The 24,888-nt window shown below is 59.2% G+C and carries 25 protein-coding genes; 9 read left to right on the top strand and 16 right to left on the bottom strand.

Translation table 11 applies throughout. From position 1 onward, the window contains the following. Nucleotides 1-106: 106 nt before the first annotated feature. The 5 genes from CLU80_RS01150 to CLU80_RS01125 form a co-directional block, all read right to left on the bottom strand. Complete coding sequence (locus CLU80_RS01150) at nt 107-415, bottom strand: antibiotic biosynthesis monooxygenase family protein (protein WP_099756523.1); 309 nt, start codon at nt 413-415, stop codon at nt 107-109. 22 nt (nt 416-437) lie between these two features. Next, on the bottom strand, nt 438-1,421 hold the full coding sequence (locus CLU80_RS01145; protein WP_099756522.1) for a zinc-dependent alcohol dehydrogenase family protein: 984 nt from the start codon (nt 1,419-1,421) through the stop codon (nt 438-440). Between the two features lie 61 nt (nt 1,422-1,482). Beyond that, nucleotides 1,483-1,785, bottom strand: coding sequence for an ArsR/SmtB family transcription factor (locus CLU80_RS01140; protein WP_077572353.1), 303 nt, complete (start codon nt 1,783-1,785; stop codon nt 1,483-1,485). 191 nt (nt 1,786-1,976) lie between these two features. Next, nucleotides 1,977-2,810, bottom strand: coding sequence for a helix-turn-helix transcriptional regulator (locus tag CLU80_RS01130; RefSeq protein WP_099756521.1), 834 nt, complete (start codon nt 2,808-2,810; stop codon nt 1,977-1,979). Between the two features lie 35 nt (nt 2,811-2,845). Next, a complete protein-coding gene (locus CLU80_RS01125) occupies nt 2,846-3,349 on the bottom strand; it encodes a VOC family protein (RefSeq protein ID WP_099756520.1) in 504 nt (167 codons plus the stop codon). A 313-nt stretch (nt 3,350-3,662) separates the two neighbouring features. Here CLU80_RS01125 and CLU80_RS01120 point away from each other — a divergent pair, with 313 nt between their 5' ends. After that, nucleotides 3,663-3,914: a transmembrane sensor/regulator PpyR gene (locus CLU80_RS01120; RefSeq protein ID WP_099756519.1), complete on the top strand. Its 252-nt coding sequence runs from the start codon at nt 3,663-3,665 to the stop codon at nt 3,912-3,914. Between the two features lie 117 nt (nt 3,915-4,031). Here the strand turns inward: CLU80_RS01120 and CLU80_RS01110 are convergent, their stop codons facing one another. The 3 genes from CLU80_RS01110 to CLU80_RS01100 form a co-directional block, all read right to left on the bottom strand. Beyond that, the gene (locus CLU80_RS01110) at nt 4,032-4,700 is read right to left on the bottom strand and encodes a class I SAM-dependent methyltransferase (RefSeq protein WP_099756518.1); all 669 of its coding nucleotides are present in this window, start codon (nt 4,698-4,700) and stop codon (nt 4,032-4,034) included. Between the two features lie 128 nt (nt 4,701-4,828). Continuing rightward, nucleotides 4,829-5,740, bottom strand: coding sequence for a carboxymuconolactone decarboxylase family protein (locus CLU80_RS01105; RefSeq protein ID WP_286079688.1), 912 nt, complete (start codon nt 5,738-5,740; stop codon nt 4,829-4,831). 146 nt (nt 5,741-5,886) lie between these two features. Then, nucleotides 5,887-6,252, bottom strand: coding sequence for a DUF6124 family protein (locus CLU80_RS01100; protein WP_093442511.1), 366 nt, complete (start codon nt 6,250-6,252; stop codon nt 5,887-5,889). 558 nt (nt 6,253-6,810) lie between these two features. On the opposite strand from CLU80_RS01100, the gene CLU80_RS30095 reads away from it, so the two are divergent. Genes CLU80_RS30095 through CLU80_RS01090 form a run of 3 tightly spaced genes read left to right on the top strand, consistent with a single transcriptional unit; the run spans nt 6,811 to nt 7,803 of the window. Next, entirely contained in the window at nt 6,811-6,957 is a 147-nt protein-coding gene (locus CLU80_RS30095; protein ID WP_163004822.1) for a hypothetical protein, read from the top strand. Nucleotides 6,958-6,963: 6 nt separating this feature from the next. Beyond that, a complete protein-coding gene (locus tag CLU80_RS01095) occupies nt 6,964-7,383 on the top strand; it encodes a type II toxin-antitoxin system YafO family toxin (protein ID WP_093442506.1) in 420 nt (139 codons plus the stop codon). Nucleotides 7,384-7,410: 27 nt separating this feature from the next. Then, on the top strand, nt 7,411-7,803 hold the full coding sequence (locus tag CLU80_RS01090; RefSeq protein WP_099756517.1) for a GFA family protein: 393 nt from the start codon (nt 7,411-7,413) through the stop codon (nt 7,801-7,803). A 170-nt stretch (nt 7,804-7,973) separates the two neighbouring features. Here the strand turns inward: CLU80_RS01090 and CLU80_RS01085 are convergent, their stop codons facing one another. Further along, nucleotides 7,974-8,813 (bottom strand): alpha/beta fold hydrolase, encoded by an 840-nt coding sequence (locus CLU80_RS01085; protein ID WP_099756516.1) that lies wholly within the window; start codon nt 8,811-8,813, stop codon nt 7,974-7,976. Nucleotides 8,814-9,079: 266 nt separating this feature from the next. Here CLU80_RS01085 and CLU80_RS01080 point away from each other — a divergent pair, with 266 nt between their 5' ends. The 5 genes from CLU80_RS01080 (at nt 9,080) to CLU80_RS30090 (ending at nt 14,717) form a co-directional block, all read left to right on the top strand. After that, a complete protein-coding gene (locus tag CLU80_RS01080; protein ID WP_003224136.1) occupies nt 9,080-9,535 on the top strand; it encodes a (2Fe-2S)-binding protein in 456 nt (151 codons plus the stop codon). 22 nt (nt 9,536-9,557) lie between these two features. Continuing rightward, nucleotides 9,558-11,720 (top strand): xanthine dehydrogenase family protein molybdopterin-binding subunit, encoded by a 2,163-nt coding sequence (locus tag CLU80_RS01075; RefSeq protein ID WP_099756515.1) that lies wholly within the window; start codon nt 9,558-9,560, stop codon nt 11,718-11,720. 1 nt (nt 11,721) lies between these two features. Further along, a complete protein-coding gene (locus CLU80_RS01070) occupies nt 11,722-12,300 on the top strand; it encodes a hypothetical protein (protein WP_099756514.1) in 579 nt (192 codons plus the stop codon). Between the two features lie 55 nt (nt 12,301-12,355). Then, nucleotides 12,356-13,321, top strand: coding sequence for a GGDEF domain-containing protein (locus tag CLU80_RS01065; RefSeq protein ID WP_099756513.1), 966 nt, complete (start codon nt 12,356-12,358; stop codon nt 13,319-13,321). 514 nt (nt 13,322-13,835) lie between these two features. Next, on the top strand, nt 13,836-14,717 hold the full coding sequence (locus tag CLU80_RS30090; RefSeq protein ID WP_286079687.1) for a hypothetical protein: 882 nt from the start codon (nt 13,836-13,838) through the stop codon (nt 14,715-14,717). A gap of 100 nt (nt 14,718-14,817) precedes the next feature. Here the strand turns inward: CLU80_RS30090 and fabI are convergent, their stop codons facing one another. The 7 genes from fabI to CLU80_RS01015 all read right to left on the bottom strand — a co-directional run bounded on the left by fabI (nt 14,818) and on the right by CLU80_RS01015 (nt 24,790). Next, nucleotides 14,818-15,612, bottom strand: a complete 795-nt coding sequence (gene fabI, locus CLU80_RS01050) for an enoyl-ACP reductase FabI (RefSeq protein WP_007910591.1) — start codon at nt 15,610-15,612, stop codon at nt 14,818-14,820. Between the two features lie 19 nt (nt 15,613-15,631). Then, nucleotides 15,632-17,242, bottom strand: a complete 1,611-nt coding sequence (locus tag CLU80_RS01045) for an ABC transporter ATP-binding protein (RefSeq protein WP_007910589.1) — start codon at nt 17,240-17,242, stop codon at nt 15,632-15,634. 1 nt (nt 17,243) lies between these two features. Further along, complete coding sequence (locus tag CLU80_RS01040; protein ID WP_093430714.1) at nt 17,244-18,263, bottom strand: ABC transporter permease; 1,020 nt, start codon at nt 18,261-18,263, stop codon at nt 17,244-17,246. 1 nt (nt 18,264) lies between these two features. Continuing rightward, entirely contained in the window at nt 18,265-19,338 is a 1,074-nt protein-coding gene (locus CLU80_RS01035; RefSeq protein WP_007910584.1) for a microcin C ABC transporter permease YejB, read from the bottom strand. Nucleotides 19,339-19,342: 4 nt separating this feature from the next. After that, complete coding sequence (locus CLU80_RS01030; protein ID WP_099756512.1) at nt 19,343-21,184, bottom strand: extracellular solute-binding protein; 1,842 nt, start codon at nt 21,182-21,184, stop codon at nt 19,343-19,345. Further along, nucleotides 21,181-23,013 carry an extracellular solute-binding protein gene (locus CLU80_RS01025; protein ID WP_099756511.1) on the bottom strand — a complete coding sequence of 611 codons (1,833 nt, stop codon included), beginning with the start codon at nt 23,011-23,013 and terminating at the stop codon, nt 21,181-21,183. The genes CLU80_RS01030 and CLU80_RS01025 overlap by 4 nt, the downstream gene beginning before the upstream one ends. 313 nt (nt 23,014-23,326) lie before the next feature. Further along, nucleotides 23,327-24,790 carry a transglycosylase SLT domain-containing protein gene (locus CLU80_RS01015; RefSeq protein WP_093430717.1) on the bottom strand — a complete coding sequence of 488 codons (1,464 nt, stop codon included), beginning with the start codon at nt 24,788-24,790 and terminating at the stop codon, nt 23,327-23,329. Between the last annotated feature and the right edge of the window lie 98 nt (nt 24,791-24,888).

Raw genomic sequence — 24,888 nt, 5'->3', positions numbered from 1 at the left:
CGAGCTTGCTCGCGAAAGCGGTGTGTCAGTTAATGGATGTGCTGACTGTTCCACCGCATTCGCGAGCAAGCTCGCTCCCACATTGATCGGGCGTCACTGCCGCAGATTAGTTGAACGGCTGCTGAAAGGCACCGCCTTCAATGTGATAAACCTTCGGCTCCTCGGAAAAATAGTTCTCCAGACCCAGCATGAACAACCGATGGTCCTCACTCGCTTCAAACCCCGGCGTGTGATCCTCAAGCGATTGCCAGCGCACAATCAAATTGAACACCTCAGGCGTTTCTATCCCTGACGCGAGCATGTGGCCGCCGTAACCCTGCGCGCGCATGAGCAGTGGCTCGACCTCGGTAAACGCACGCCGAAACGCTTCAGTTTGTTCTTTGTGAACGGGTAGCAGAGCGATCTCGTAAACCATGATGTTCTCCTCGGGACTGAATTCAGCGATTGGCGAGTTCGGGCGACGGCGCGACGGCAATCGCGATCTTCCCTTGAACGCCGTTGTTGGGCGTCTCCAGCCGGGTGTGGGCGAGGCCGATGTCGGCCAGCGCATAGACTGCGCCAACGTGTGGGCGCAACTGCCCGTTCGCAATCAACGCACTCAACTCGTCGAGCTTGCCGCGATTCTGTCGGGTGAACACGAAGTGGTAACTGGCGTTCTTGCCCCAGGCCTGCATCAGGTTCTGTGGCTGGGCAAGGTCTACGATTGATACCACGCGGCCAAGCTGTGCGAGGGCGTCGGGGCTGCGCGTCAAGGTGTTGCCGCCGATGGTGTCGAACACCACATCGACGCCGCGGCCAGCGGTTTCCCGCAGGATCGCTTCGACGTAATCTTCCTTTTCGTAATCGATCAGCACATCGGCGCCCATCTGCTTGGCGAACTCGAAATTGCCTTCACGCACGGTAGTGAAGACCTTCGCGCCGATGGCTTTGGCCAGTTGAATTGCGACATGACCGACACCGCCCGCACCGCCATGAATCAGAATGTTCTCACCGACTCTGAGCGCCGCCCGCACGACCAGCGCTTCCCACGCCGTGCCGCCAACCAGACTCAGGCTTGCCGCTTCAAGGTGGCTCAACGTGGCAGGCTTTTTCCCGACAATGGTTTCGGCCGCCACGTGGTACTCGGCGTAACTGCCCGGACCGTCGAATATTTGCGGGGTGTACCAGACTTCGTCACCCGGCACGAACGCCGTCACCCCCGGGCCGACCGCTTCGACAACGCCAGAGACGTCGTGCCCGGTGATGGCGGGGAGGGGCACCAGACCGGCATAGTCGCCACGGCGCACCTGATAATCCAGCGGGTTGATGGAGGTCGCGTGCACCCGTACCAGTACTTCTCCGGCTTGTGGCTCTGGTTTGGGCACGTCGCACAGTTCGAACGATTGCGCGCCGCCAAATGATGTAAGGATCATCGCTTTCATTGCATTGCCTCGTTTCGGTAAAAAGGGATATCGGGAAATCTCGATATCATGGGGTAAAAAATTACAGCTCGCTGCCGATGATCTCGGCCAGCGCGCTGATCGCAGCTTCGTTGCGTTTGTAATAGGTCCACTGCCCAATACGCCTGACTTCGACCAGGCCGGCGCGTTGCAGCGTCGCCAGGTAATCGGACACCGTCGACTGCGACAGCCCGACGCCTTCCTGAATACTGCTGACGCAAACGCCCACCGTATGCACGTCACCTTCGTCCTGGGGAGGAAAGTGTTTCTCGGGATCCTTCAAGCCTTTGAGGATTTCCAGGCGCGTACGGTTCGAGAGGGCTTTGAAGATTTCGAGTAGTTCCATGCCGCGACGATATCGGAATTTACCGATATGTCAATATCTGAATGTGTTGGCCAGCGACGTGTCATCTGACCCTGTGGGAGCGAGCTTGCTCGCGAAGGCGCTGTGTCAGTCAATGGATGTGCTGACTGTTCAACCGCATTCGCGAGCAAGCTCGCTCCCACAGGGGGCAGTGTTGAGTTTCAGATGAGGTGTCAGCCGCGATATTGCCCGGGTGTTGCCGCCAGATGTTGTTTGAACGCCCGCTGAAAATGCGCCTGATCGGCAAACCCGGCTTCCAGCGCCACATCCGCAATCAACTGCCCGCCGCGCAAACGCTCGCGGGCGAACTGGATGCGTTGGTTGACCAGAAACGCGTGGGGCGTCATGCCGTAATGCTGTTTGAAGGCGCGGATCAGGTAGGACGGTGACAGTTGTGCTGCTGCACAGATGTCGTCGAGGTTCAGTACCTCGGTGCAGTGCTCGCGGATGAAATCGGCAGCGCGTTCCAGTTTGAAATTGGGTTCGCGCAACGAAGGTCCGGCAGGGTTGAGGAGCAGTTGCAGATCACTGAAAAACTCTACTGCTGCACTCTGTTTGCGTAGCACATCCTGTTGCGGGTCGACTAACGTTTGATACAGCCCGTTCAGTTCGTTGAACAGCGCAGTGTCATCAAGGTGTGTGGTGGAAAAACGCCGCAACTCAAGATCACCGGCAAAGCCCAACTGATGCTGCAAATCCGTCAGCCACGGCGTCTCGACGTACAGCATCACATACGACCACGGCTGATCATCGATCGGATTACACGCATGTACATCGCCGGGATTCATCAGCACCACGGTGCCCGCCGCGACCTCGAACTGCGCCTGTTCATGCACATAAGTACTGCGCCCGGCGGTGATCGCGCCAATGGAAAAATGCGCATGGGAATGCCGGGCGTAGCAGACCTCGCGGCCATCGGCGATGGCCCGCGCTTCAATGAACGGCAGCGCCGCGTCACGCCAGAAGCGCGGGGCTTTTTCAGGGTGTTTGGCGGCAGCGTGTTTCATCGTTGTTATTCCCGGCAGGCCAGGGCGCCAGTGTATTAGCTCTGGCCGGCAAAGGCCCGTTCGAGTTCGGCAATGTCGAGTTTTTTCATCGTGAACATGGCCTGCATCGCTCGCTGCGATTTGCTGGTGTCGGCATCCAGCATCATCTGCATGAACGCCACCGGCACGATCTGCCACGACACGCCGAACTTGTCCTTGAGCCAACCGCATTGCTGGGCTTCGACGGGGCCACCCTCCGACAAATTGCCCCAGAAATGGTCGACTTCTTCCTGGTTCTGGCAGTTGACCTGAAAGGAGATCGCCTCGCTGAACTTAAACATCGGCCCACCGTTGAGGCCGGTGAAGGTCTGGCCATCGAGTTCGAAACTGACGGTCATCACCGCACCTTCCGGCTTGCCGTGAAATTCCTGGCCGACCTTGCTGTAGTGGGTCAGGCCGGTGATTTTCGAGTGATCGAAGATCGAGCAATAGAACTTCGCGGCGGCTTCGGCCTGATCGTCGAACCACAGGCAGGGCGTGAGCTTTTGAAAGCGTTGCATGGCAGTCATCCTCGGCAGGTTAGACACGCAGGATTTACAGCGTAGTCAGTCCTTGGTCGATTGCCGATGCCGTAGATCGACAATTGCCGAGCATTGGAAATCCCGACGACGGAGACACCGAGCCGCAGATCGGCGTTTCCTTTCGTGCCTTGCTGTAGTCGTAATGACAAGGTTTCAGGTCGAATTGACTATGTCTGGCTTGTGTCAAATTGACTTGTTATCGTGCAACTAACTGATTCTATTGAATTAAAAATTTGGCACGAGACTTGATGTACTCAACTGACCTAAACGAACCGCTCAGGAGTACGCCACCATGCTCACTTTCTTTGAAAGCCCGCTGAACGTTCTGCACCTTTCGAGCAAAATCCTCGTTGCTGGTCTGCTCATGTTGCTGGCCGGCATCTACGGCGCATATCTCTACAACGGCCACATGCCGATTGCGCTGCTGGTGGCGATGCATTCGCTGACCATCCTCGGCCCGACCCTGATCAAGATCGGCTACGTCATGCGCCTGCTGGCGCAATACCGCATCCGTGGTCCGCAGGTGATCCCGCAAACCGCATAGTTCCCTGTGGGAGCGAGCTTGCTCGCGAAGGCGTCGGCAAAGTCGGAATCTGCGTTGCCTGACACACCGCTTTCGCGAGCAAGCTCGCTCCCACAGTGTGGTGGTGTTTCTGAAATTTCAGCGGCGCTCGGCAACCATCAGCAATGACTGCGGCAGCGGACTTTGTGGGTGTTGTGGCTCTTGCAGGCTGACGAGTTGGACCCCGGCCATATCCAGCGCATTCAGCCAACTCGATAACGTGCGGAAATACCACGGCATCGGCTGCCACTGGCCTTTGAACCCGGCGAAGGATTCTTCGCGCCAGCCATCCTGATAATCGCCTGCCGCCACAGCCCACGGATGCAAGGTCTGAATGACCAGCGCGCCGCCGGGAACCAGCAATGTATGCATCGCCGCAAGCAGCGGAATAATGTCCTGATGCAGCAGCGAGAAGTTGGCGCAAACCAGATCGTAGTCGCGACCGATGTCGACCGTCTCATCGACCAGCGTGTCATAGCTGGCGACATGCACCCGCGCCGCCCCCGCCAAACGCGCCGCTTCAATAAGCCGCGCATCGCCATCCACACCGACTGCCTCAATCCCGCGATCCGCCAGCGCCCGCAACAACCAGCCTTCACCACAGCCGAGGTCGAGCACACGCTGCGGCTGCCGGCTCATGATCGCCAGCAGAATCGCCTGATCGGTCACCTGCTGACGGCTTTCGATAGCACCACTGCGGATCACTTCGATCCAGGCATCAGCGTTGTCGTGCCAGCTCTGCAAAAGGCTGGTTTCGGGGGAAGGCATGGCGGTGTCCCGACTTCTGAAAAACCACAGTATGGACGCTGATCGCAAGCCAGGGTTTGTAGATCAGCGCACCCACACAACTCCGAACGCCGATTTTTTGAGAAATCGATATCAGGCTCATTTTTCGGTCATTTTTTCGAAGCCGCCAAAGCCTCTTTGAGCGCTGCATTTGCACGCTCGGCGGTTTGCGCATCACCGTGCTTTTTCAGCAGCTCAGTGACCTCGGCCAACTGTGCCGCGCTGAGCCCGACGCGCAGGCTTGCCGCCATATGTGCGCGCAGTTGCGATTCCACGCCCGGCGTCGCTGCCAGGGCCCCGACAGTCGCCAGTTCACGGCTTTGCCAGTCAAGGTTGTCGCGCTCGAAGATGTCGCCGAACAGGTGGGTTTGCAGGAACCGGTTGATAACCGGGGCGAACTCGAACACCGGGCCTTTGACCGGGGCGCCCGAAATTTTCGTTTGATTCGCGGTGCCGCTGGCCAGCAGTTCATCCCCAACTGGAATCGCCCGGCCCGGCTCACGCCCCGGCGCATCTTCGATGCCGCGTTGTTTGCGTGCCTGCACCACGGTCATCAGCTCGTTCAAGGCATTGAGGCTGCGCGGGAAACCCACATAGGCGTAGAGCTGCACGAGAATTTCCCGGGTTTCGCTGATGGTCAGGCCGGCGTCGAGTGCCTGGTTGAGCGTCGAGTTGAGGTTGGGCATGTCGCTGGTCGCCATGAACGCGGCAATCAGTGGAATCGTCTGTTGTTTGCTCGACAGGGCCTGTGCGGTGGTTTGCGGAGTAGTCATGGATTGCGGTGCCTCGGCTGCTTGAGTGGTAGCGCTGAACATCGACCCAACGCTCAGGCAGAACGCCATGAGTGCGGGGAGGGCAGCGCTGCTGCGTGTGTCAGTGGCCATCGTGAAAGGCTCCATGCTTTGCGGTGCTGCGATGTCCTGAGTATCCGTGGTCGGGCCATAACCATGGTTCAGGCCCATGCAGCCAAGGCCGAGTGCGGATACTTCGAGTGAACGGTTGCCGAGTGTGCGCTTGTGCATGTCGATCTCCCGTTGGGCGTGGGGAGCACAGTAAGCGAGGTGGCTGGTGAGGACTAGACGGGTAAATCGGGATGGCTTGATGAATTCTGCTCATCAATCCACGGAATGAGTGAAGGGGGTAACCCTGCACTCATTCGTTTGGGTGACTACTTTGGTACGCGCAGCTTGTCCAGCAGGCGATTGACCAGCAGCTCGTTCAGCATGATCACCTGTTGCAGCGCCAGCAGCGGTTTGCGCTCCGGGCCGCCTATAGAGTTGGCGATGTTGCCGGCCATGGAGTGGGCGTAGGAAAGCGACTCACAGGCTTCGACCAGCAGGGTTTCTTCATCCAGCGTGGGGTCGACCAAATAGACCGGGCGAAACTTGGGTGAGCTTGGCGGCGCCCCTAGTGCTTCGGGCCGGAGGTAGTAGTCGAGGGCGCGGTTGGTGGCCTCTTTGACCTTTTGCGGGTCAAGTGACGGATCGTGGGGAATTGGATCGGTTTGTGGTGGGTTGGGCGTAATTTTGAACATAGATGAAGTCTCGTATCGATATAAATAGGAGCCATCACTCTCGCTACCAAACGAAGGGTGGCGGCCATGCGCGGGTTGGTAGACCGGTCGATACGGAAACCCGGCGCTCACGAATGAGCCCCACGCATGTCCACCATATAAAACACAGCCGCGAATAAAGAGACTGAATAAGGTGGCGCCATACGGCGGTACCGACGCGGGCTACCAAACCCGATCACTGTTTTGCAGTGACAGGCAAACGATATAGCCCGGCCCATAGCCGTGTAAGCCGGCGGATTCTGGCGTACGCGTAGGTAACGACGCAAGGTGTTGTAGGGAGGATGGCGTAACGGTTTGTGTGCTTTAAACGCGATAACCGGATGACGTTTAAACATGTGCATTGCCGAGCAATGAGATCCAAATTCAGGAGTTTTACGGACTACAATTTTGGGTGTAATGACCTACAGATCTGCAAGAATCCGCCGACTTGTCTGCCTTGAAACAAGATCCTATCGTTTGCCGGTCAAAACTTAATCACTTAAGCTGGTCAGCATGAATACACATCCTTCGGAGGCTCCGATGGCCACCACCAGAAAGACCGACAAACCTAACAAAAAGGAAGTTCGTGATGAGCTGACATTCCTTGATGTTCGGCAAGCCGCGCGTGATGGGCAGAAAGTGTTCGATAAATTTGTGATCACTGGCAGGCTACCTATTACAAAGTAGGCCTGAATGCCAGCCATCAAGATTTCTGCGCTTTTTGAACAAATCACTAACTGGCAAAACTTCGCTGCACATTTTTATAACTACAAGGTGTGCGGTGAATTACCCGGGATTTTCGGGCGTGACGAACGACTCGATCTGACCGATATGCACCATATCCACCTTGCCAGTACTTCGTCACTGCAAGCTCGATGGGCAAAAATAAATCGTCAGTATTACCGCACTGTGTTGGTTGACGATGCTGATAATGACTTTTGGCTGATCTATGCCTATGACGCGTTTCGGGATGAATATCTGTTACTGACGGTCACCGGCCCGGATGCGCATAACCGAAGCGAGTGGGGCTCATTTCTGCGCAATGTGCATTGCCAGATTGTTGGTCCTTGGACGTTGGGCAGGATTGCCTTTCCCGATTTGGACGATCTGTAATTCGAGGTCGAGCAGAGGAGGTGCGACATGGATCGATTGACCGGCGGTTGCCTATGCGGCGATGTCCGTTTCGAAGTGACGGGTCAGCCCTACCGAGTCGGCATCTGCCACTGCCTCGACTGCCGCAAACGCCACGGCGCGCTCTTTCACACCTCGGCCATATTTCCCGAGGATGCGCTGAAAGTCACCGGCGAAACCCGCGACTATAACGGGCGCTTTTTCTGTCCGCGCTGCGGCTCTCCGGTGTTCGCGCGTTCGGAAGATGAAGTAGAGGTCAACGTCGGATCGCTCGATGAGCCTAATCAGTTCAAACCCACCTACGAACTCTGGACCATCCGCCGCGAGTCGTGGCTGCCGGCGCTGCCACTGGCTCACCACTACGAGCGTGATCGCGAGAGCACGGAGCGTACAGAGGAGTAGAGGGGGCAGAAAACTTCTGGGACTTGGAATGGAGTGAGGATTTTTGGCATGTCACATAGTCCCTGTGGGAGCGAGCTTGCTCGCGAAGGCGTCGTGTCAGTCGACATCAATATTGAAAGTAATGACGCTTTCGCGAGCAAGCTCGCTCCCACAGGGTGCAGTGCATAAACTTACAGATCTTCACCGCAAATAAACGCCAGCAGATCGGCGTTAATCGTCTCGGCCTCCGTCGTCGGCATCCCGTGCGGGAATCCCGGATAAGACTTCAGCGTGCCATTGGGCAGCAACTTCGCCGACAACGGCCCCGAATCCGCATACGGCACAATCTGATCATCCTCGCCATGCATCACCAGCACCGGCACGGTGACCTTCTTCAAGTCCTCGGTGAAATCCGTCTGTGAAAACGCGACGATCCCGTCGTAATGCGCTTTCGCCCCACCAATCATGCCCTGACGCCACCAGTTGGCAATAATCCCCTCCGATGGCGTGGCACCCGGCCGGTTGTAGCCATAAAACGGCCCCGTCGGAATGTCCCGATAGAACTGCGCCCGGTTCGCCGCTAGTTGCGCCTGAAAATCATCGAACACCGATTTCGGCAGCCCACCCGGATTGCTCTCGGTCTGCACCATCAACGGTGGCACCGCACTGATCAACACACCTTTGGCGACGTTGGCCTGACCATGCCGGGCAATGTAATGGATCACCTCACCGCCACCGGTCGAGTGGCCGACGTGCACGACGTTCTTCAGACCCAGATGGTTGACCACGGCCAGCGTGTCGTCGGCGTAATGATCCATATCGTGGCCATCCCAGACCTGACTCGAACGCCCATGCCCACGCCGATCATGGGCAACCACCCGAAAGCCTTTGCCCTGGAAGAACAGCATCTGCGCATCCCAATCGTCGGAACTGAGCGGCCAGCCGTGGTGGAAGTGGATCACTGGCGCGTCTTTCGGGCCCCAGTCTTTGTAGAAAATCTCGACGCCGTCTTTGCTGGTGACAAATCCCATGTTCGCAACTCCAGACCAATCTGATGGATAACCCGCGCGGTGATCGCGGACCGGTTTCGCTCATGACGAGTTTTCTACTGTGCAGGCTCGGTGAGAGCCGTTATCAACTGTAGGTATAAAGCCGACATCTGCATGACCGGTGGTCGCAACGTCTGGCTTCGTACGCAAATTAGGCTTTGCTGAAAGGGATAAGCCGAGGCGCGCGTAGGCATCGATGGCCACAGCGGCGCCCCTTCAGAACACCGTGAGTCTGAGGAATTTCCCCGATGCTGACCTTGAATATCAATGGCAAGGATCAGGAGCTCGATGTCCCCGCGGACATGCCGTTGCTCTGGGTCCTGCGCGATGTCGCGCACCTGACCGGTACCAAATTCGGCTGCGGCATGGCCCAGTGCGGGGCCTGCACCGTGCACGTTGACGGGGCGCCGTTGCGCGCCTGCATTACGCCCGCGACCGCCGTGGCCCATGGCCAGAAAATTCTCACCATCGAAGGGCTGTCCACCGACGGTTCGCACCCGGTGCAGCAAGCCTGGGCCGAACTCGACGTGGTGCAGTGCGGTTACTGCCAGTCGGGGCAGATCATGTCTGCGGCGGCACTGCTGGCGAAAATCCCCAAACCCACCGACAGCGATATCGATCAGGCGCTCTCCGGCAATATCTGCCGTTGCGGCACCTATCCCCGCATTCGCGCAGCGGTTAAGCGTGCATCGGAAATCGGCTGATTCAATCTGTGGGAGATAGGCGATGAACAGTCCTGTATCGCGTCGGGGTTTTCTCAAGGGCAGCGCCGTGTTGGGCGGCGGTCTGGTGGTGGCGTTTGTCGTCCCTGGCGGCCACAAGTTTGCCTATGCGGCCGAGAATGAAGGCAAGGTTTTCGCGCCGAATGCGTTTTTGCGCATCGCAGCAGACAACAGCGTCACCGTTTTGCTGGGGCATTCGGAGATGGGCCAAGGCATCTGGACCGGCCTGACCATGTTGATTGCCGAAGAGCTGGACGCCGATTGGTCGAAGATCCGCGTCGAGCACTCACCCGCGTCGGCGGCGGATTACGGCATGCCCGGTTTTGGCGGCATGCAGATTACCGGCGGCTCGACGTCGACGTGGATGGAATTTGACCGCTATCGACTGGCAGGCGCGACCGCGCGGCAGATGCTGGTTGAGGCGGCGGCGAAACGCTTCGAGGTGGCACCATCGGCCATTCGCACTGAATCGGGCGTGGTGATTGCCGGTGACAAACGTGCAACTTATGGCGAGCTGGCGGATGCCGCCGGGCAACTGCCGGTGCCGGATCCGAAGTCGATTACCTTCAAGGAAGCCAAGGACTGGAAAGTCATTGGCAAACCGACCAAACGCCTCGACACACCGGAGAAAATCACCGGCCGCGCCAAGTTCGGCATGGACGTGCAGTTTGAAGGCTTGATGACCGCAATGGTCGCGCGCCCACCGGTATTCGGTGCCACTGTTAAATCTTTCGAAGGCGCTGAAGCGCTGGCGGTGCCGGGCGTACACAAAGTGGTGCAGGTACCGACGGGCGTGGCGGTGATTGCCGAGCATTACTGGGCGGCGAAACTGGGTCGCGATGCGCTGAAGATCGATTGGGATCTGGGTCCGCATGCCGATCTGAGCAGCGAGAGATTGCTGGCGAGTTTCCGCAAACTGGCCGCCACGCAAGGCACGTCAGCCAGTCAGGCCGGTGATGCCAAGGGCAGTTTTGGCAAAGCGGCGAAGAAGATCGATGTCGAATACAGCGTGCCTTATCTGGCTCATGCGCCGATGGAACCGCTCAATTGCACGGTGAAAATCAGCGCCGAGAAATGCGAAATCTGGACCGGCACACAATTCCAGACGCTGGATCAAATGGTCGCTGGCAAGATCACCGGACTGAAACCGGAGCAGGTGGAAATCCACACCGAATTCCTTGGCGGTGGTTTTGGGCGCCGGGCCAACCCGACATCAGACTTCGTCGCCGAGGCGGTGCAAGTGGCGAAAGCCGCCGCGATGCCGGTGAAAACCGTGTGGTCGCGCGAAGACGATATCCGTGGTGGTTATTACCGTTCGATGTTCCTGCATCAGGCGAAGATCGGCCTCGGTGCTGATGGCTTGGCGTCGAGCTGGCAGCACGTGCTGGTCGGTCAGTCGATCATGACCGGCACGTTGATGGAGGCGACGATGGTCAAAAACGGCATCGACCCGACCTCGGTCGAAGGCGTTGCCGACAGTCCTTACGTCAAAGGCTTGGCCAATCATCAGGTCGATCTGCATTCGCCGCAAACAGGCATCAATGTGTTGTGGCTGCGCTCGGTTGGCCATAGCCATACCGGTTTTGTCATGGAATCGCTGATCGATGAAATGGCCACGGCGGCGGGCAAGGATCCGGTCGAGTACCGACGAACCTTGCTCAAGGATCATCCTCGGCATTTGGGCGTGCTCAATCTGGCGGTGGAAAAGGCTAACTGGAAAGCCCCGTTGCCGGACGGCCATGCGCTGGGCGTGGCGGTGCATGAGTCATTCGGCAGTTACGTGGCGCAGGTCGCGGAGGTGTCGCAGGACAATCTGGCAATTCGCGTGCATCGCGTGGTCTGTGCGGTGGACTGCGGGATTGCGGTGAACCCGCAGAGCATCGCGGCGCAGATGGAATCGTGCATCACTTTCGGTCTGGGCATGGCGCTGCACAGCAAGCTGACGCTCAAGGACGGCGCGGTGGTGCAGTCCAACTATCACGATTATCAGGTGCTGCGGCTCAACGAGATGCCGGTAGTCGAGGTGCACATCGTGCCCAGCAGCGACAAACCCGGCGGCATCGGCGAGGCCGGTGTGCCGCCGACCGCGCCAGCCGTGGCCAACGCGGTGTTCGCCCTGACCGGGCAACGTCTGCGCGAGTTGCCGCTGCAACTGTCGGGGGTGTGAGATGAAACGACATCTAGTGTTGGGCACGGTGGTTCTACTGGGGCTGGGCGGTTATGCCTCGGATCTGTTTGCCGATGATCAGGAAGCCTTGAAAGCCTTCACCACCGTACAGAAAGTCTTCCAGAGTCCGCGCTGCCAGAACTGCCACATTCCCGGTGATTCGCCGTTGCAGTTCGACGCCGGCATTCCCCATGCGATGAACGTGGTGCGCGGCATGGACGGCAAGGGCGCTGCCGGTTTGCCTTGCGCGACCTGCCACGCGGAAAACAATCCGCCGGCCAGTTACGGCCCGCATGCACCACCGGGTGCGCCGCACTGGAGCCTGCCGCCGGCGTCGCACAAAATGGCCTGGATCGGCCTGCCGCCGGACAAGCTATGCGCGATGATCAAGGACCGTTCGAGCAATGGCGATCGCGATTTTGCTGCACTGATCAAGCACGTCAGCGAAGACAAATTGGTGCTGTGGGGCTGGAATCCCGGGGCAGGGCGCGCGCCGGTGCCAGTACCGCACGATATTTTTGTCACGCAATTCAAGCTCTGGGCCGATGCGGGCGGGCCATGCCCGGTGGCGCAAATGTGAGCCATTGCCAAATTAGCGCTACGCTTGGAAGCATTGTTGCCAATGGAGTGTGCTGATGCTGGTTCCAGGAAAACCTGCGAATGAAACGGCGCGCGTTCAAGCGTTGCACGGTCTTGAGCTGCTCGATTCCGCCCCTGAAGAACGTTTCGACCGACTGACGCGGTTGGCCAAACGCCTGTTCAATGTGCCGATTGCACTGGTGACGCTGGTCGACACCAATCGGCAGTGGTTCAAGTCGTGCGTGGGCCTGGATGTCAGCGAGACACCGAGGGATGTCTCGTTCTGCGGTCATGCGATTCTTAACGACGGCCTGCTGTTGGTGCCGGACGCTCGCGAGGATGTGCGCTTCCATGACAACCCGTTGGTGACGGGCGCGCCGAACATTCGCTTCTATGCCGGTTACCCGCTGACTGTGCCCAATGGCAACAAAATGGGCACGCTGTGCCTGATCGACACCAAGCCCCGCGACCTCGACGAGGAAGAGCGCGCGTTGTTGCGTGATCTGGCGGAAATGGCCGAGCAAGAGTTGGCCGCTGTGCAGATCGCGAGCATGGATGAATTGACGTTGCTGTCCAATCGCCGTGGTTTCAAACAACTGGCGCAGCATGCGCTGGACGCCTGCGCACGGCTGGAACGGCCGGCGACCTTGCTGTTTTTTGATCTTAACGACTTCAAGCAGATCAACGATCTGTATGGGCATGCCGAGGGTGACAGTGCGCTGAAGACTTTTGCCGACGTGCTGCGCATCGCCTTCCGCGAGAGTGATGTGGTCGGGCGGCTCGGTGGCGATGAGTTCGTTGCGCTGCTGACCGGCTCCAGCCATATTGAAACGACGGCGATCATGGCGCGGCTCAAGGATATTCTCGAAGAGCGCAATGCCACTTTGCACCGGGGCTATGCGATTCGCTTTAGCGTGGGTCAGATCGAATATGACGCCAAGCGCCATGAGACCGTGGATCGGCTGCTGGCGGATGCCGATAGCGCGATGTATGTGCACAAGCAGGCCTTGAAGCGTTGTTAGCGAATGCACCGTAGATCGCTTGTAGGCGTGAGCCTGCTCGCGATAGTGTCCGGCCATCAACCTCTTCATTGCCTGACCCAGCGCTATCGCGAGCAGGCTCACTCCTACAGGGGTGTCGGGTGTTCTCAAATCCCGGTTCACCACAAATCCATGTGGGAGCGAGCTTGCTCGCGAAGGCGTCCGGTCAGGCAACATCTCCGTTGAACGTGCTGGCCTCTTCGTGAGCAAGCTCACTCCCACGGGTCCTTCGGTGTTCAAAACATCCCGGTTCACCACAAATCCATGTGGGAGCGAGCTTGCTCGCGAAGGCGTCCGGTCAGGCAACATCTCCGTTGAACGTGCTGGCCTCTTCGTGAGCAAGCTCACTCCCACAGGTCCTTCGGTGTTCAAAACATCCCGGTTTACCACGAATCCATGTGGGAGCGAGCTTGCTCGCGAAGGCGTCCGGTCAGGCAACATCTCCGTTGAACGTGCTGGCCTCTTCGTGAGCAAGCTCACTCCCACGGGTCCTTCGGTGTTCAAAACATCCCGGTTCACCACAAATCCATGTGGGAGCGAGCTTGCTCGCGAAGGCGGAGTGTCAGGCAACATCTCCGTTGAACGTGCTGGCCTCTTCGTGAGCAAGCTCACTCCCACGGGTCCTTCGGTGTTCAAAACATCCCGGTTCACCACAAATCCATGTGGGAGCGAGCTTGCTCGCGAAGGCGTCCGGTCAGGCAACATCTCCGTTGAACGTGCTGGCCTCTTCGTGAGCAAGCTCACTCCCACGGGTCCTTCGGTGTTCAAAACATCCCGGTTCACCACAAATCCATGTGGGAGCGAGCTTGCTCGCGAAGGCGTCCGGTCAGGCAACATCTCGGTTGAACGTGCTGGCTTCTTCGTGAGCAAGCTCACTCCCACAGGTCTTTCGGTGTTCAAAACATCCCGGTTCACCACAAATCCATGTGGGAGCGAGCTTGCTCGCGAAGGCGTCCGGTCAGGCAACATCTCCGTTGAACGTGCTGGCCTCTTCGTGAGCAAGCTCACTCCCACGGGTCCTTCGGTGTTCAAAACATCCCGGTTCACCACAAATCCATGTGGGAGCGAGCTTGCTCGCGAAGGCGTCCGGTCAGGCAACATCTCGGTTGAACGTGCTGGCTTCTTCGTGAGCAAGCTCACTCCCACAGGTCTTTCGGTGTTCAAAACATCCCGGTTCACCACAAATCCATGTGGGAGCGAGCTTGCTCGCGAAGGCGTCCGGTCAGGCAACATCTCCGTTGAACGTGCTGGCCTCTTCGTGAGCAAGCTCGCTCCCACAGGTCCTTCGGTGTGCAAAACATCCCGGTTCACCACAAATCCATGTGGGAGCGAGCCTGCTCGCGAAGAGGCCGGCACAGGCATTATCTCCGGTGACTGACACACCGTCTTCGCGAGCAGGCTCGCTCCCACAGGGGGCAGTGTTGCAGGCATAAAAAAACCCGCCTGAAGAGGCGGGTTTTTTATTGGCTAACCGAAGATCACTCTTCGATGTTGCCCATGGCGGTGGTGTTGAAGCCGCCGTCGACGTACATGATTTCGCCGCTGATGCCCGACGCCAGGTCGGAGCACAGGAAGGCGCCGGCGTTGCCGACTTCGTCGATGGTGACGTTGCGACGCAGTGGGGTTTGCGCTTCGTTGGCGGCCAGCATCTTGCGGAAGTTCTTGATGCCCGAGGCTGCCAGGGTACGGATCGGGCCAGCCGATACGCAGTTGACGCGGGTGCCGTCCGGGCCCAGGGAGCCGGCCAGGTAACGTACGCCAGCTTCCAGCGAAGCCTTGGCCATGCCCATCACGTTGTAGTTCGGCATGGTGCGCTCGGCGCCCAGGTACGACAGGGTCAGCAGGCTGCCGTTGCGGCCTTTCATCATTTCGCGGCCGGCTTTGGCCAGGGCCACGAAGCTGTAGGCGCTGATGTCGTGCGCGATGCGGAAACCGTCACGGGTGGTGGCTTCGGTGAAGTCGCCGTCCAGTTGGTCGCCCGGAGCGAAACCAACGGAGTGAACGATGCAGTCCAGGCCGTCCCACTTCTTGCTCAGTGCTTCGAAGACCTTGGCGATTTCTTCATCGCTGGCCACGTCGCACGGGAAGCACAGCTCAGGGCTCGAACCCCAGCCTTGGGCGAATTCTTCAACACGACCTTTCAGTTTGTCGTTCTGATAAGTGAAGGCAAGCTCAGCGCCCTCGCGATGCATGGCGGCAGCGATGCCGGATGCGATGGACAGCTTGCTGGCGACACCGACGATCAGTACGCGCTTACCGGCGAGAAAACCCATGTGTTGCTCCTCTTTCAGGTTATTGCGCAGTGGCTGGTGCCAAAAAAGCGGCTTCCAGCAACTGCTGTGTATACGGATGTTGGGGGGCGGCAAAAATACTTTGCGCGTCTCCCTGTTCGACCACTTGGCCATGCTTGACCACCATCAGCTGGTGGCTCAGCGCTTTGACGACAGCCAAATCATGGCTGATAAACAAATACGTCAGGTTGTACTTGGCTTGCAGTGAACGCAACAGCTCCACCACTTGCCGCTGCACCGTCCGGTCGAGGGCCGACGTCGGCTCGTCCAGCAGGATCAGCGCCGGTTTCAGCACCAAAGCCCGGGCAATGGCGATTCGCTGCCGTTGCCCACCGGAAAATTCGTGGGGGTAGCGGTGCCGGGTTTCCGGATCCAGACCTACCTCCTTCAATGCCGCAATAATCGCCGCCTCTTGTTCCTCGGCGCTGCCCATCTTGTGAATCCGCAGGCCTTCGCCAACGATATCGCTGACACACATGCGCGGGCTCAGGCTGCCAAACGGGTCCTGAAACACCACCTGCATTTCCCGCCGCAACGGGCGAACCTCGTTCTGCGTCAGGCAGTCTAGCTGCTTGCCTTCAAAACGGATCGCGCCTTTGCTGCCAATCAGCCGCAAAATCGCCAGACCCAGTGTGGATTTGCCGGAACCGCTTTCGCCCACGATCCCCAGGGTCTGGCCCTGAGGCAGGCTGAAATTGATACCGTCCACTGCCTTGACGTGATCCACCGTGCGCTTGAGCAGGCCTTTCTTGATCGGGAACCAGACTTTCAGGTCCTCGACCTCAAGCAGCGGCGCGCCGATTTTATTGCTCGCCGGGCCTCCGCTGGGTTCCGCGCCGAGCAATTCCCGAGTGTACGGATGCTGCGGCGAACGGAACAGCTCTGCGCACGATGCCTGTTCGACGATGCAACCGCGCTGCATGACACATACGCGATGCGCAATTCTTCGCACCAGGTTCAAATCGTGACTGATCAGTAACAGCGACATGCCCAATCTGGCCTGTAATTCCTTGAGTAAATCGAGGATTTTCAGCTGAACGGTCACATCCAGCGCCGTGGTCGGTTCGTCGGCAATCAACAATTCCGGCTCGTTGGCCAGGGCCATGGCGATCATCACACGCTGGCGCTGGCCACCGGACAGCTCGTGGGGCAGAGCCTTGAGGCGCTTGTGCGGCTCGGGGATGCCGACCATCTCCAGCAGCTCCAGCGTGCGCTTGGTCGCGACTTTGCCGGTCAGGCCCTTGTGGATGCCGAGCACTTCGTTGATCTGCTTCTCGATCGAATGCAGCGGATTCAGCGAGGTCATCGGCTCCTGAAAGATCATCGCGATGCGATTACCACGAATGTGGCGAATCGTCTTCTCGCTCAGGCCCAGCAGGTTTTGCCCGGCATAGTTGATGCTGCCGGCCGGATGGCGGGCCATCGGGTAGGGCAGCAGGCGCAGGATTGAGTGCGCGGTCACCGATTTGCCCGAGCCGGATTCGCCGACCAGCGCCAGGGTTTCGCCACGCTTGATGTCGAAACTCACGCCTTCGACGACCCGGTGCACGCGCTCGCCGAAACCGAATTCGACGGCGAGGTCACGCACTTCGATCAGATTGTCCTGATTCATTTCACTTCCTCGGGTCGAAGGCATCGCGAGCGGACTCGCCGATAAACACCAGCAAACTCAACATCAACGCCAGCACGGCAAAGGCACTCATGCCCAGCCACGGCGCTTGCAGGTTGGATTTGCCCTGCGCGACGAGCTCACCCAGCGACGGACTGCCGGCCGGCAAGCCGAAACCGAGGAAGTCCAAAGCGGTGAGGGTGCCGATGGCGCCGGTGAGGATGAACGGCATAAACGTCATGGTCGAGACCATCGCGTTGGGCAGGATGTGGCGGAACATGATCGCGCCGTTCTGCATGCCCAGCGCCCGTGCGGCGCGCACGTATTCGAGGTTGCGGCCACGGAGAAACTCGGCGCGCACCACGTCGACCAGGCTCATCCACGAGAACAGCAGCATGATCCCCAGCAGCCACCAGAAATTCGGCTGGACGAAACTGGCGAGAATGATCAGCAAGTACAGCACCGGCAGCCCTGACCAGATTTCCAGAAATCGCTGCCCGGCCAGATCGACCCAGCCGCCATAGAAACCCTGCAAAGCACCGGCAATCACGCCGATGATCGAACTCAGCACGGTCAACGTCAGCGCGAACAGCACCGAGATGCGGAAACCGTAGATCACCCGCGCCAGCACATCGCGGCCCTGATCGTCGGTGCCCAGCAGGTTATCCGCCGAGGGCGGCGCCGGGGCTGGGACTTTCAGGTCGTAGTTGATGCTCTGGTAGCTGTAGGGAATCGGCGCCCACAACACCCACGCATCCTTGGCCTTGAGCAGTTCGCGGATGTACGGGCTCTTGTAGTTGGCTTCCAGCGGGAATTCGCCGCCGAAGGTGGTTTCCGGGTAGCGCTTGATCGCCGGGAAGTACCAGTTGTTGTCGTAATGCACCACCAGCGGCTTGTCGTTGGCGATCAGCTCGGCGCCCAGGCTCAGGCCGAACAGCACCAGAAACAGCCACAGCGACCACCAGCCACGCTTGTTGGCCTTGAACAGTTCGAAGCGGCGGCGGTTGAGAGGGGACAGGTTCATCTCAATGCTCCCGGCTTTCGAAGTCGATGCGCGGATCGACCAGGGTATAGGTGAGGTCGCCGATCAGTTTCACCACCAGCCCCAGCAGGGTGAAGATGAACAGGGTGCCGAACACCACAGGGTAATCGCGGTTGATCGCCGCTTCGAAACTCATCAGGCCGAGGCCGTCGAGGGAGAAAATCACTTCCACCAGCAAGGATCCTGTGAAAAAGATGCCGATGAACGCCGACGGGAATCCGGCAATCACCAGCAGCATGGCGTTGCGGAACACATGGCCGTACAACACGCGATGACGCGTCAGGCCTTTGGCCTTGGCGGTGACCACGTACTGTTTGTTGATCTCATCGAGGAAGCTGTTTTTGGTCAGCAGGGTCATGGTCGCGAAGTTGCCGATCACCAGTGCGGTCACCGGCAGCGCCAGGTGCCAGAAGTAATCGAGGATCTTGCCGCCGAAGCTCAGTTCATCGAAGTTGTTTGAGGTCAGGCCCCTTAGCGGGAACCAGTCGAGATAACTGCCGCCGGCAAACACCACGATCAGCAGGATCGCGAAGAGAAACGCCGGGATCGCATAGCCGACGATGATCGCCGAACTGGTCCAGACGTCGAAATGGCTGCCGTGCCGCGTGGCTTTGGCGATCCCCAGCGGGATCGACACCAGGTACATGATCAGCGTGCTCCACAGCCCCAGCGAGATCGACACCGGCATCTTTTCCTTGATCAGGTCGATGACCTTGGCGTCGCGGAAGAAACTGTCGCCGAAATCCAGCTGCGCGTAGTTCTTGACCATGATCCACAGACGTTCCGGGGCCGATTTGTCGAACCCGTACATGTGCTCGATTTCCTTGATCAGCGCTGGGTCCAGACCCTGCGCGCCGCGATAGGACGAGCCGGCCACCGACACCTCGGCACCGCCGCCGGCAATCCGGCTGGTGGCGCCTTCGAAGCCTTCGAGCTTGGCGATCATCTGTTCCACCGGGCCACCGGGCGCGGCCTGGATGATCACGAAGTTGATCAGCAGAATGCCGAACAGGGTCGGGATGATCAGCAGCAGTCGCCGAAAAATATACGCCAGCATCTGATTACTCCGTGCCCACAGGGTCGGCTTGCAGTTTGGTTTCGACTTCTATTGCCGGTTTTGCGTCGGGCTTGACCCACCAGGTGTTAATCCCGATGTCGTACTTGGGCGAGACTTTCGGGTGGCCGATGTGGTTCCAGTAGGCCACGCGCCAGGTCTTGATGTGCCAGTTCGGCACCACGTAGTAACCCCATTGCAGCACGCGATCCAGTGCGCGGGCGTGGGCCACCAGGCTTTTGCGTGAGTCGGCGTTGATCAGGTTTTCGACCAGTTGATCGACAATCGGATCCTTCAGGCCAATGGTGTTGCGGCTGCTCGGTTTGTCGGCAGCGGCGCTCATCCAGAATTCGCGCTGTTCGTTACCCGGTGAGTTGGACTGCGGGAAGCTGCCGACCATCATGTCGAAGTCCCGCGAACGCACGCGGTTGATGTACTGCGAAACGTCGACGCGGCGGATTACCAGATCGATGCCAAGGTCGCTGAGGTTGCGCTTGAATGGCAGCAGTACGCGTTCGAATTCGGTCTGCGCGAGCAGGAACTCGATCACCACCGGTTTGCCCGTGGCGTCGACCATTTTGTCGTCGACGATCTTCCAGCCGGCCTCTTGCAGCAGTTGATAGGCCTCGCGCTGCTGCGCGCGGATCATGCCGCTGGCATCGGTCTTCGGATTCTCGAACGCTTCGCTGAACACCTGCGCCGGCAGTTTGCTGCGGAACGGCTCGAGGATCGCCACTTGATCGGCGTCGGGCAGGCCGGTGGCGGCCATTTCCGAGTTTTCGAAATAGCTGCGGGTGCGGAAGTAGGCGCTGTTGAACAGTTGTTTGTTGGTCCACTCGAAATCGAACAGCAGACCGAGTGCCTGACGCACCCGCACATCCTGAAACACCGGGCGACGCAGGTTGAAGACGAAGCCCTGCATGCCGGTCGGGTTGCTGTTGGCGATCTGTTCCTTGATCAAGCGGCCTTCGGTAACCGCCGGGATGTTGTAGGCGTTGGCCCAGTTCTTTGCGGTCATTTCCAGCCAGTAATCGAATTGTCCGGCCTTCAGCGCTTCGAGGGCGACGGTGTTGTCGCGGTAGTAATCGGTGGTCATCGTGTCGAAGTTGTAGAAGCCACGGTTGACTGGCAGGTCCTTGCCCCAGTAATCCTTGACCCGCTCGTAACGCACTGAACGTCCGGCCTTCACTTCGGCAACCTTGTAAGGGCCGCTGCCCAGCGGAATTTCCAGGTTGCCCTTGGTGAAGTCGCGATCGGCCCACCAGTGCTTGGGCAGCACCGGTAACTGGCCGAGGATCAGCGGTAGTTCACGGTTATTGGTGTGCTTGAACTTGAAGAGCACTTTCAGCGGATCTTCGGCGATCACTTCGGAAACGTCGCTGTAGTAGCCGCGAAACAGCGGTGAGCCTTCCTTGGTCAGCGTGTTGAAGCTGAACACCACGTCCTCGGCGCGTACCGGGTGGCCGTCGTGGAAGCGCGCTTCGGGGCGCAGGTAGAAACGCACCCAGCTGTTGTCCGGGGCTCTTTCGATCTGCCGGGCGATCAGGCCGTATTCGGTGAACGGTTCGTCGAGGCTGTGTTTGGTCAAGGTGTCGTAGATCTGCCCGACATCGTCGGCCGGCACGCCTTTGCTGATAAACGGGTTGAGGCTGTCGAAGCCGCCGAAACCGGCCTGACGGAAGATGCCGCCCTTGGGCGCGTCGGGGTTCACATAATCGAAATGCTTGAAATCGGCTGGGTATTTCGGCGGCTCGTTGTACAGGGTCACGGCGTGTTGCGGAGCGGCAAAGGCCAGCCCGGCGAACAGCAAACCGCTGGCCTGGACGAGCAGGGCGCGGATCGGTTTCATTGATCTTTCTCCGAAGACTTCAGCCACCACGCGCTCAGGCCCAGGGTGTAGGGCGGCGTGGTGACGAAGGCCAACCGGTTGCGGTAGGCCAGACGGTGATAATTGAGGTACCAATTGGGAATGCTGTAGTGCTGCCAGAGCAGCACGCGGTCGAGCGCCTTGCCGGCGGCGACCTGCTCGTCGCGGGTGCGCGCGGCGAGCAATTGTTCGAGCAGGTGATCCACTACCGGGTTGGCAATGCCTGCGTAATTCTTGCTGCCCTTGACCCCGACCTGACTGGAGTGGAAGTACTGCCACTGCTCAAGCCCCGGACTGAGGGTCTGGTTGAGCGTCATCGAGATCATGTCGAAATCAAATTGATCGAGGCGCTGTTTGTACTGCGCCCGATCCACGGTGCGCAGGCGCGCGTCGATGCCGATGCTGTTGAGGTTCTCGATATAGGGCTGGTAGAGGCGCTCAAGGTTCGGATTGACCAGCAACAGCTCGAACCGCAGCGGTTGGCCGTCAGCGTTTTGCAGGCGCTGACCGTTGAGCTTCCAGCCGGCTTCGGCGAGCAATGCCAATGCCTTGCGCATGGTTTCCCGGGGGATGCCGCGACCGTCGGTTTGCGGCAGGGTGAACGGCTCGGTGAACAGCTTGGCCGGCAGTTGTTCCTTGTACGGCTTGAGCATCAGCCATTCATGCCCGACCGGCAGGCCGGAGGTTGTGAACTCACTGTTGGGGTAGTAACTGGTGGTGCGTTTGTAGGCATCGCTGAACAGCGCGCGGTTGGTCCACTCGAAGTCGAACATCAGGCCCAGCGCTTCACGGGTCTTAACGTCCGAGAACGTCGCACGGCGGGTGTTCATGAACAGGCCCTGAGTCTGGGTCGGGATCTGATGCGGGATCTGCGCCTTGATCACGTCGCCACGGCGCACGGCGGGGAAGTTGTAGCCGTTGGCCCAGTTCTTCGCCTGATGCTCGATGTAAATGTCGAACTCGCCAGCCTTGAACGCTTCGAAGGCCACGTCGCTGTCGCGGTAAAACTCGACTTCCATGCGATCGAAGTTGTACTTGCCGCGATTGACCGCCAAGTCCTTGCCCCAGTAATCCTTGACCCGCTCGAAGATCAACTGCCGGCCCGGCGTCACCGAAGTAATGCGATACGGGCCGCTGCCCAACGGTGGTTCGAAGGTAGTGGCCTTGAAGTCGCGGTCTTTCCAGTAATGCTGCGGCAGCACCGGCAATTCGCCAAGGCGCAGGATCAGTAGCGGATTGCCCGAGCGCTTGAGCACGAAGCGAATGCGCTGCTTGTTGAGAATGTCGACCCGCAGCACTTCCTGCAACGCGGTACGGTACAGCGGATGGCCGTCCTTGAGCAGCGTTCGATAGGAGAAGGCGACGTCATAGGCGGTGATCGGCGTGCCGTCGTGGAAACGCGCTTCCGGGCGCAGGTTGAAGACTACCCAGCTGCGATCTTCGCTGTACTCCACCGATTGCGCGATCAAACCATAGCTCGACGCCGGCTCGTCGCCGGACGGCGAATATTGACCGGTACCGACCATCAGCGGCTCGTTCAGCTCATTGATGCCGTACTGGAGGAAATTCGCGGTGGTCACCGGGCTGGTGCCTTTGAACGTGTACGGATTGACCGTATCGAAGGTGCCGAACGCCATCACCCGCAACGTACCGCCCTTGGGCGCTTGCGGGTTGACCCAGTCGAAGTGGGTAAATCTGGCCGGGTACTTGAGCGTGCCGAACTGCGCATAACCGTGACTTTCGGTAATCGTCGCGCTTGCGGTTGAGCTCAAGGCCAGGCTGATCAGGAGCAGGAGGAGGGGACGCTTCAAGTCAGATCCGATCCAGGCGGCTTGGGCTTAGTGGGCCGTACAGTAACAGCTTGTCTGGACAGGAAAAAGATGTGGGTTAAAGAGCCCCTCACCCTAACCCTCTCCCGGGGGGAGAGGGGACTGACTGTGGTGTTTGCGAGAGCTGCGCCGACGTGCGATACCGCGCCGAACTCGGATGTTGAACAGCACGGAGATCGGCTCCCTTTCCCCCTCGCCCCCGTGGGGGAGAGGGCTGGGGTGAGGGGGATCGATCTAAAGCACGCCACAAAATCCGGACGAAAAAAAAGCCCCTGAAAACTCAGGGGCTCTTCTGTCAGTGCGGCTGATAAACCGTGAGCATCTGCCCCGGCTTCAGTGCTTTGCCCGCACCCGGATTCCAGCGCTTGAGATGCTGCATCTCAACGTTGAAGCGCTTGGCCACGACGTACAGCGTGTCGCCGCGTTTGACCTTGTACTGGGTTTGCTGCGCGCTGTCGTCCTTGCCTTTGCTCTTGCTATTGGCCGCAATCACCGTGTTGACCCGGCCGGATTTGCGCGCCGGCGCACGCTTGGTGGTGTCTTGCATCACCAGGGTCTGACCAACCTTGAGGTTCTTGCCGGTCAGCTTGTTCCAGCGCTGCAGATCCTTGACTTCGACCTTGTTGGCCTTGGCGATGGAACCGAGGTTGTCGCCACGCTTCACCCGATAGGCACGCTTGAGCTGCGCCACTTCCGACGGATCGGCGCCTTCGAAGACTGGTTTCAGCGAACGCGGGCTGATCAGCTCTTCCGGACGCATGGTCTGCAAACTGGCCGTAAGCAATTGCGCCTTCGACGTCGGCACCAGCAAATGCTGAGGGCCGTCGATGGTGGTGCGTTGCTTGAAGGCCGGGTTGAGCTGGAACAGTTCGTCTTCGTCGATGTTGGCCACCGCAGCGACCTTGGACAGGTCCATGCGCTGGTTGATTTCGACGACCTGGAAGTACGGTTCGTTGGCGATCGGGTTGAGGTTCACGCCGTAGGCTTCCGGCGCCAGCACCACTTGCGACAGCGCCAGCAGCTTCGGCACGTAGGCCTGGGTTTCCGCCGGCAACGGCAGGTTCCAGTAGTCGGTGGGCAGACCGAGCTTTTCGTTACGTTCGATGGCACGGCTGACCGTGCCTTCACCGGCGTTGTACGCCGCCAGGGCCAGCAACCAGTCGCCGTTGAACATGTCGTGCAGGCGGGTCAGGTAATCCATCGCTGCCGTGGTCGAGGCGGTGATGTCGCGACGGCCATCGTAGAAGCGCGTCTGACGCAGATTGAAATAACGCCCGGTGGACGGAATGAATTGCCACAGCCCGACTGCATCGGCCCGGGAATAGGCCATCGGGTTGTAGGCGCTTTCAATCACTGGCAGCAGGGCCAGTTCCAGCGGCATGTTGCGTTCTTCGAGGCGTTCGACGATGTAGTGAATATAGAGACTGCCGCGTTCGCCGGCGTTCTCGAGGAAAGAGGGATTGCTGGCGAACCACAGGCGCTGTTGCTCGATGCGCGGGTTGACGCCGAGACCTTCCTGCAGCTGAAAGCCCTGGCGCATCCGTTCCCAGATGTCCTGGGGAACCTGTGGGCTGGGCTTTTCGGACAGCCAGATAGGCTTCTGCTTGGCTCGCGCAGCAATGTTCGGCGTATGGGTCGCTTCAGTCTGCGGAGCATGGCTGGAACAGCCCGCCAGCGTGGCGGACACAGCCACCGCGATGGCTTGCGCCAGGCGGGTCAATGCGTCTGAATTGACGGACTTACGTATGGATGACGACATTGGCTGGAAGTAAGTTCCGGGCAAAAATGTCGGGCGATTCTAGAAAGCGCACCCCCTGCGGTCAACCATTCAGAATTTTTGTACCAAGTGGTGGGGGG

Source organism: Pseudomonas sp. 29 (assembly GCF_002754355.1).
GTDB classification, from domain to species: Bacteria; Pseudomonadota; Gammaproteobacteria; order Pseudomonadales; family Pseudomonadaceae; genus Aquipseudomonas; species Aquipseudomonas neuropathica.
The sequence above is the reverse complement of the archived record's forward strand: the minus strand, read 5'-3'. Positions and strand labels throughout refer to the sequence as shown.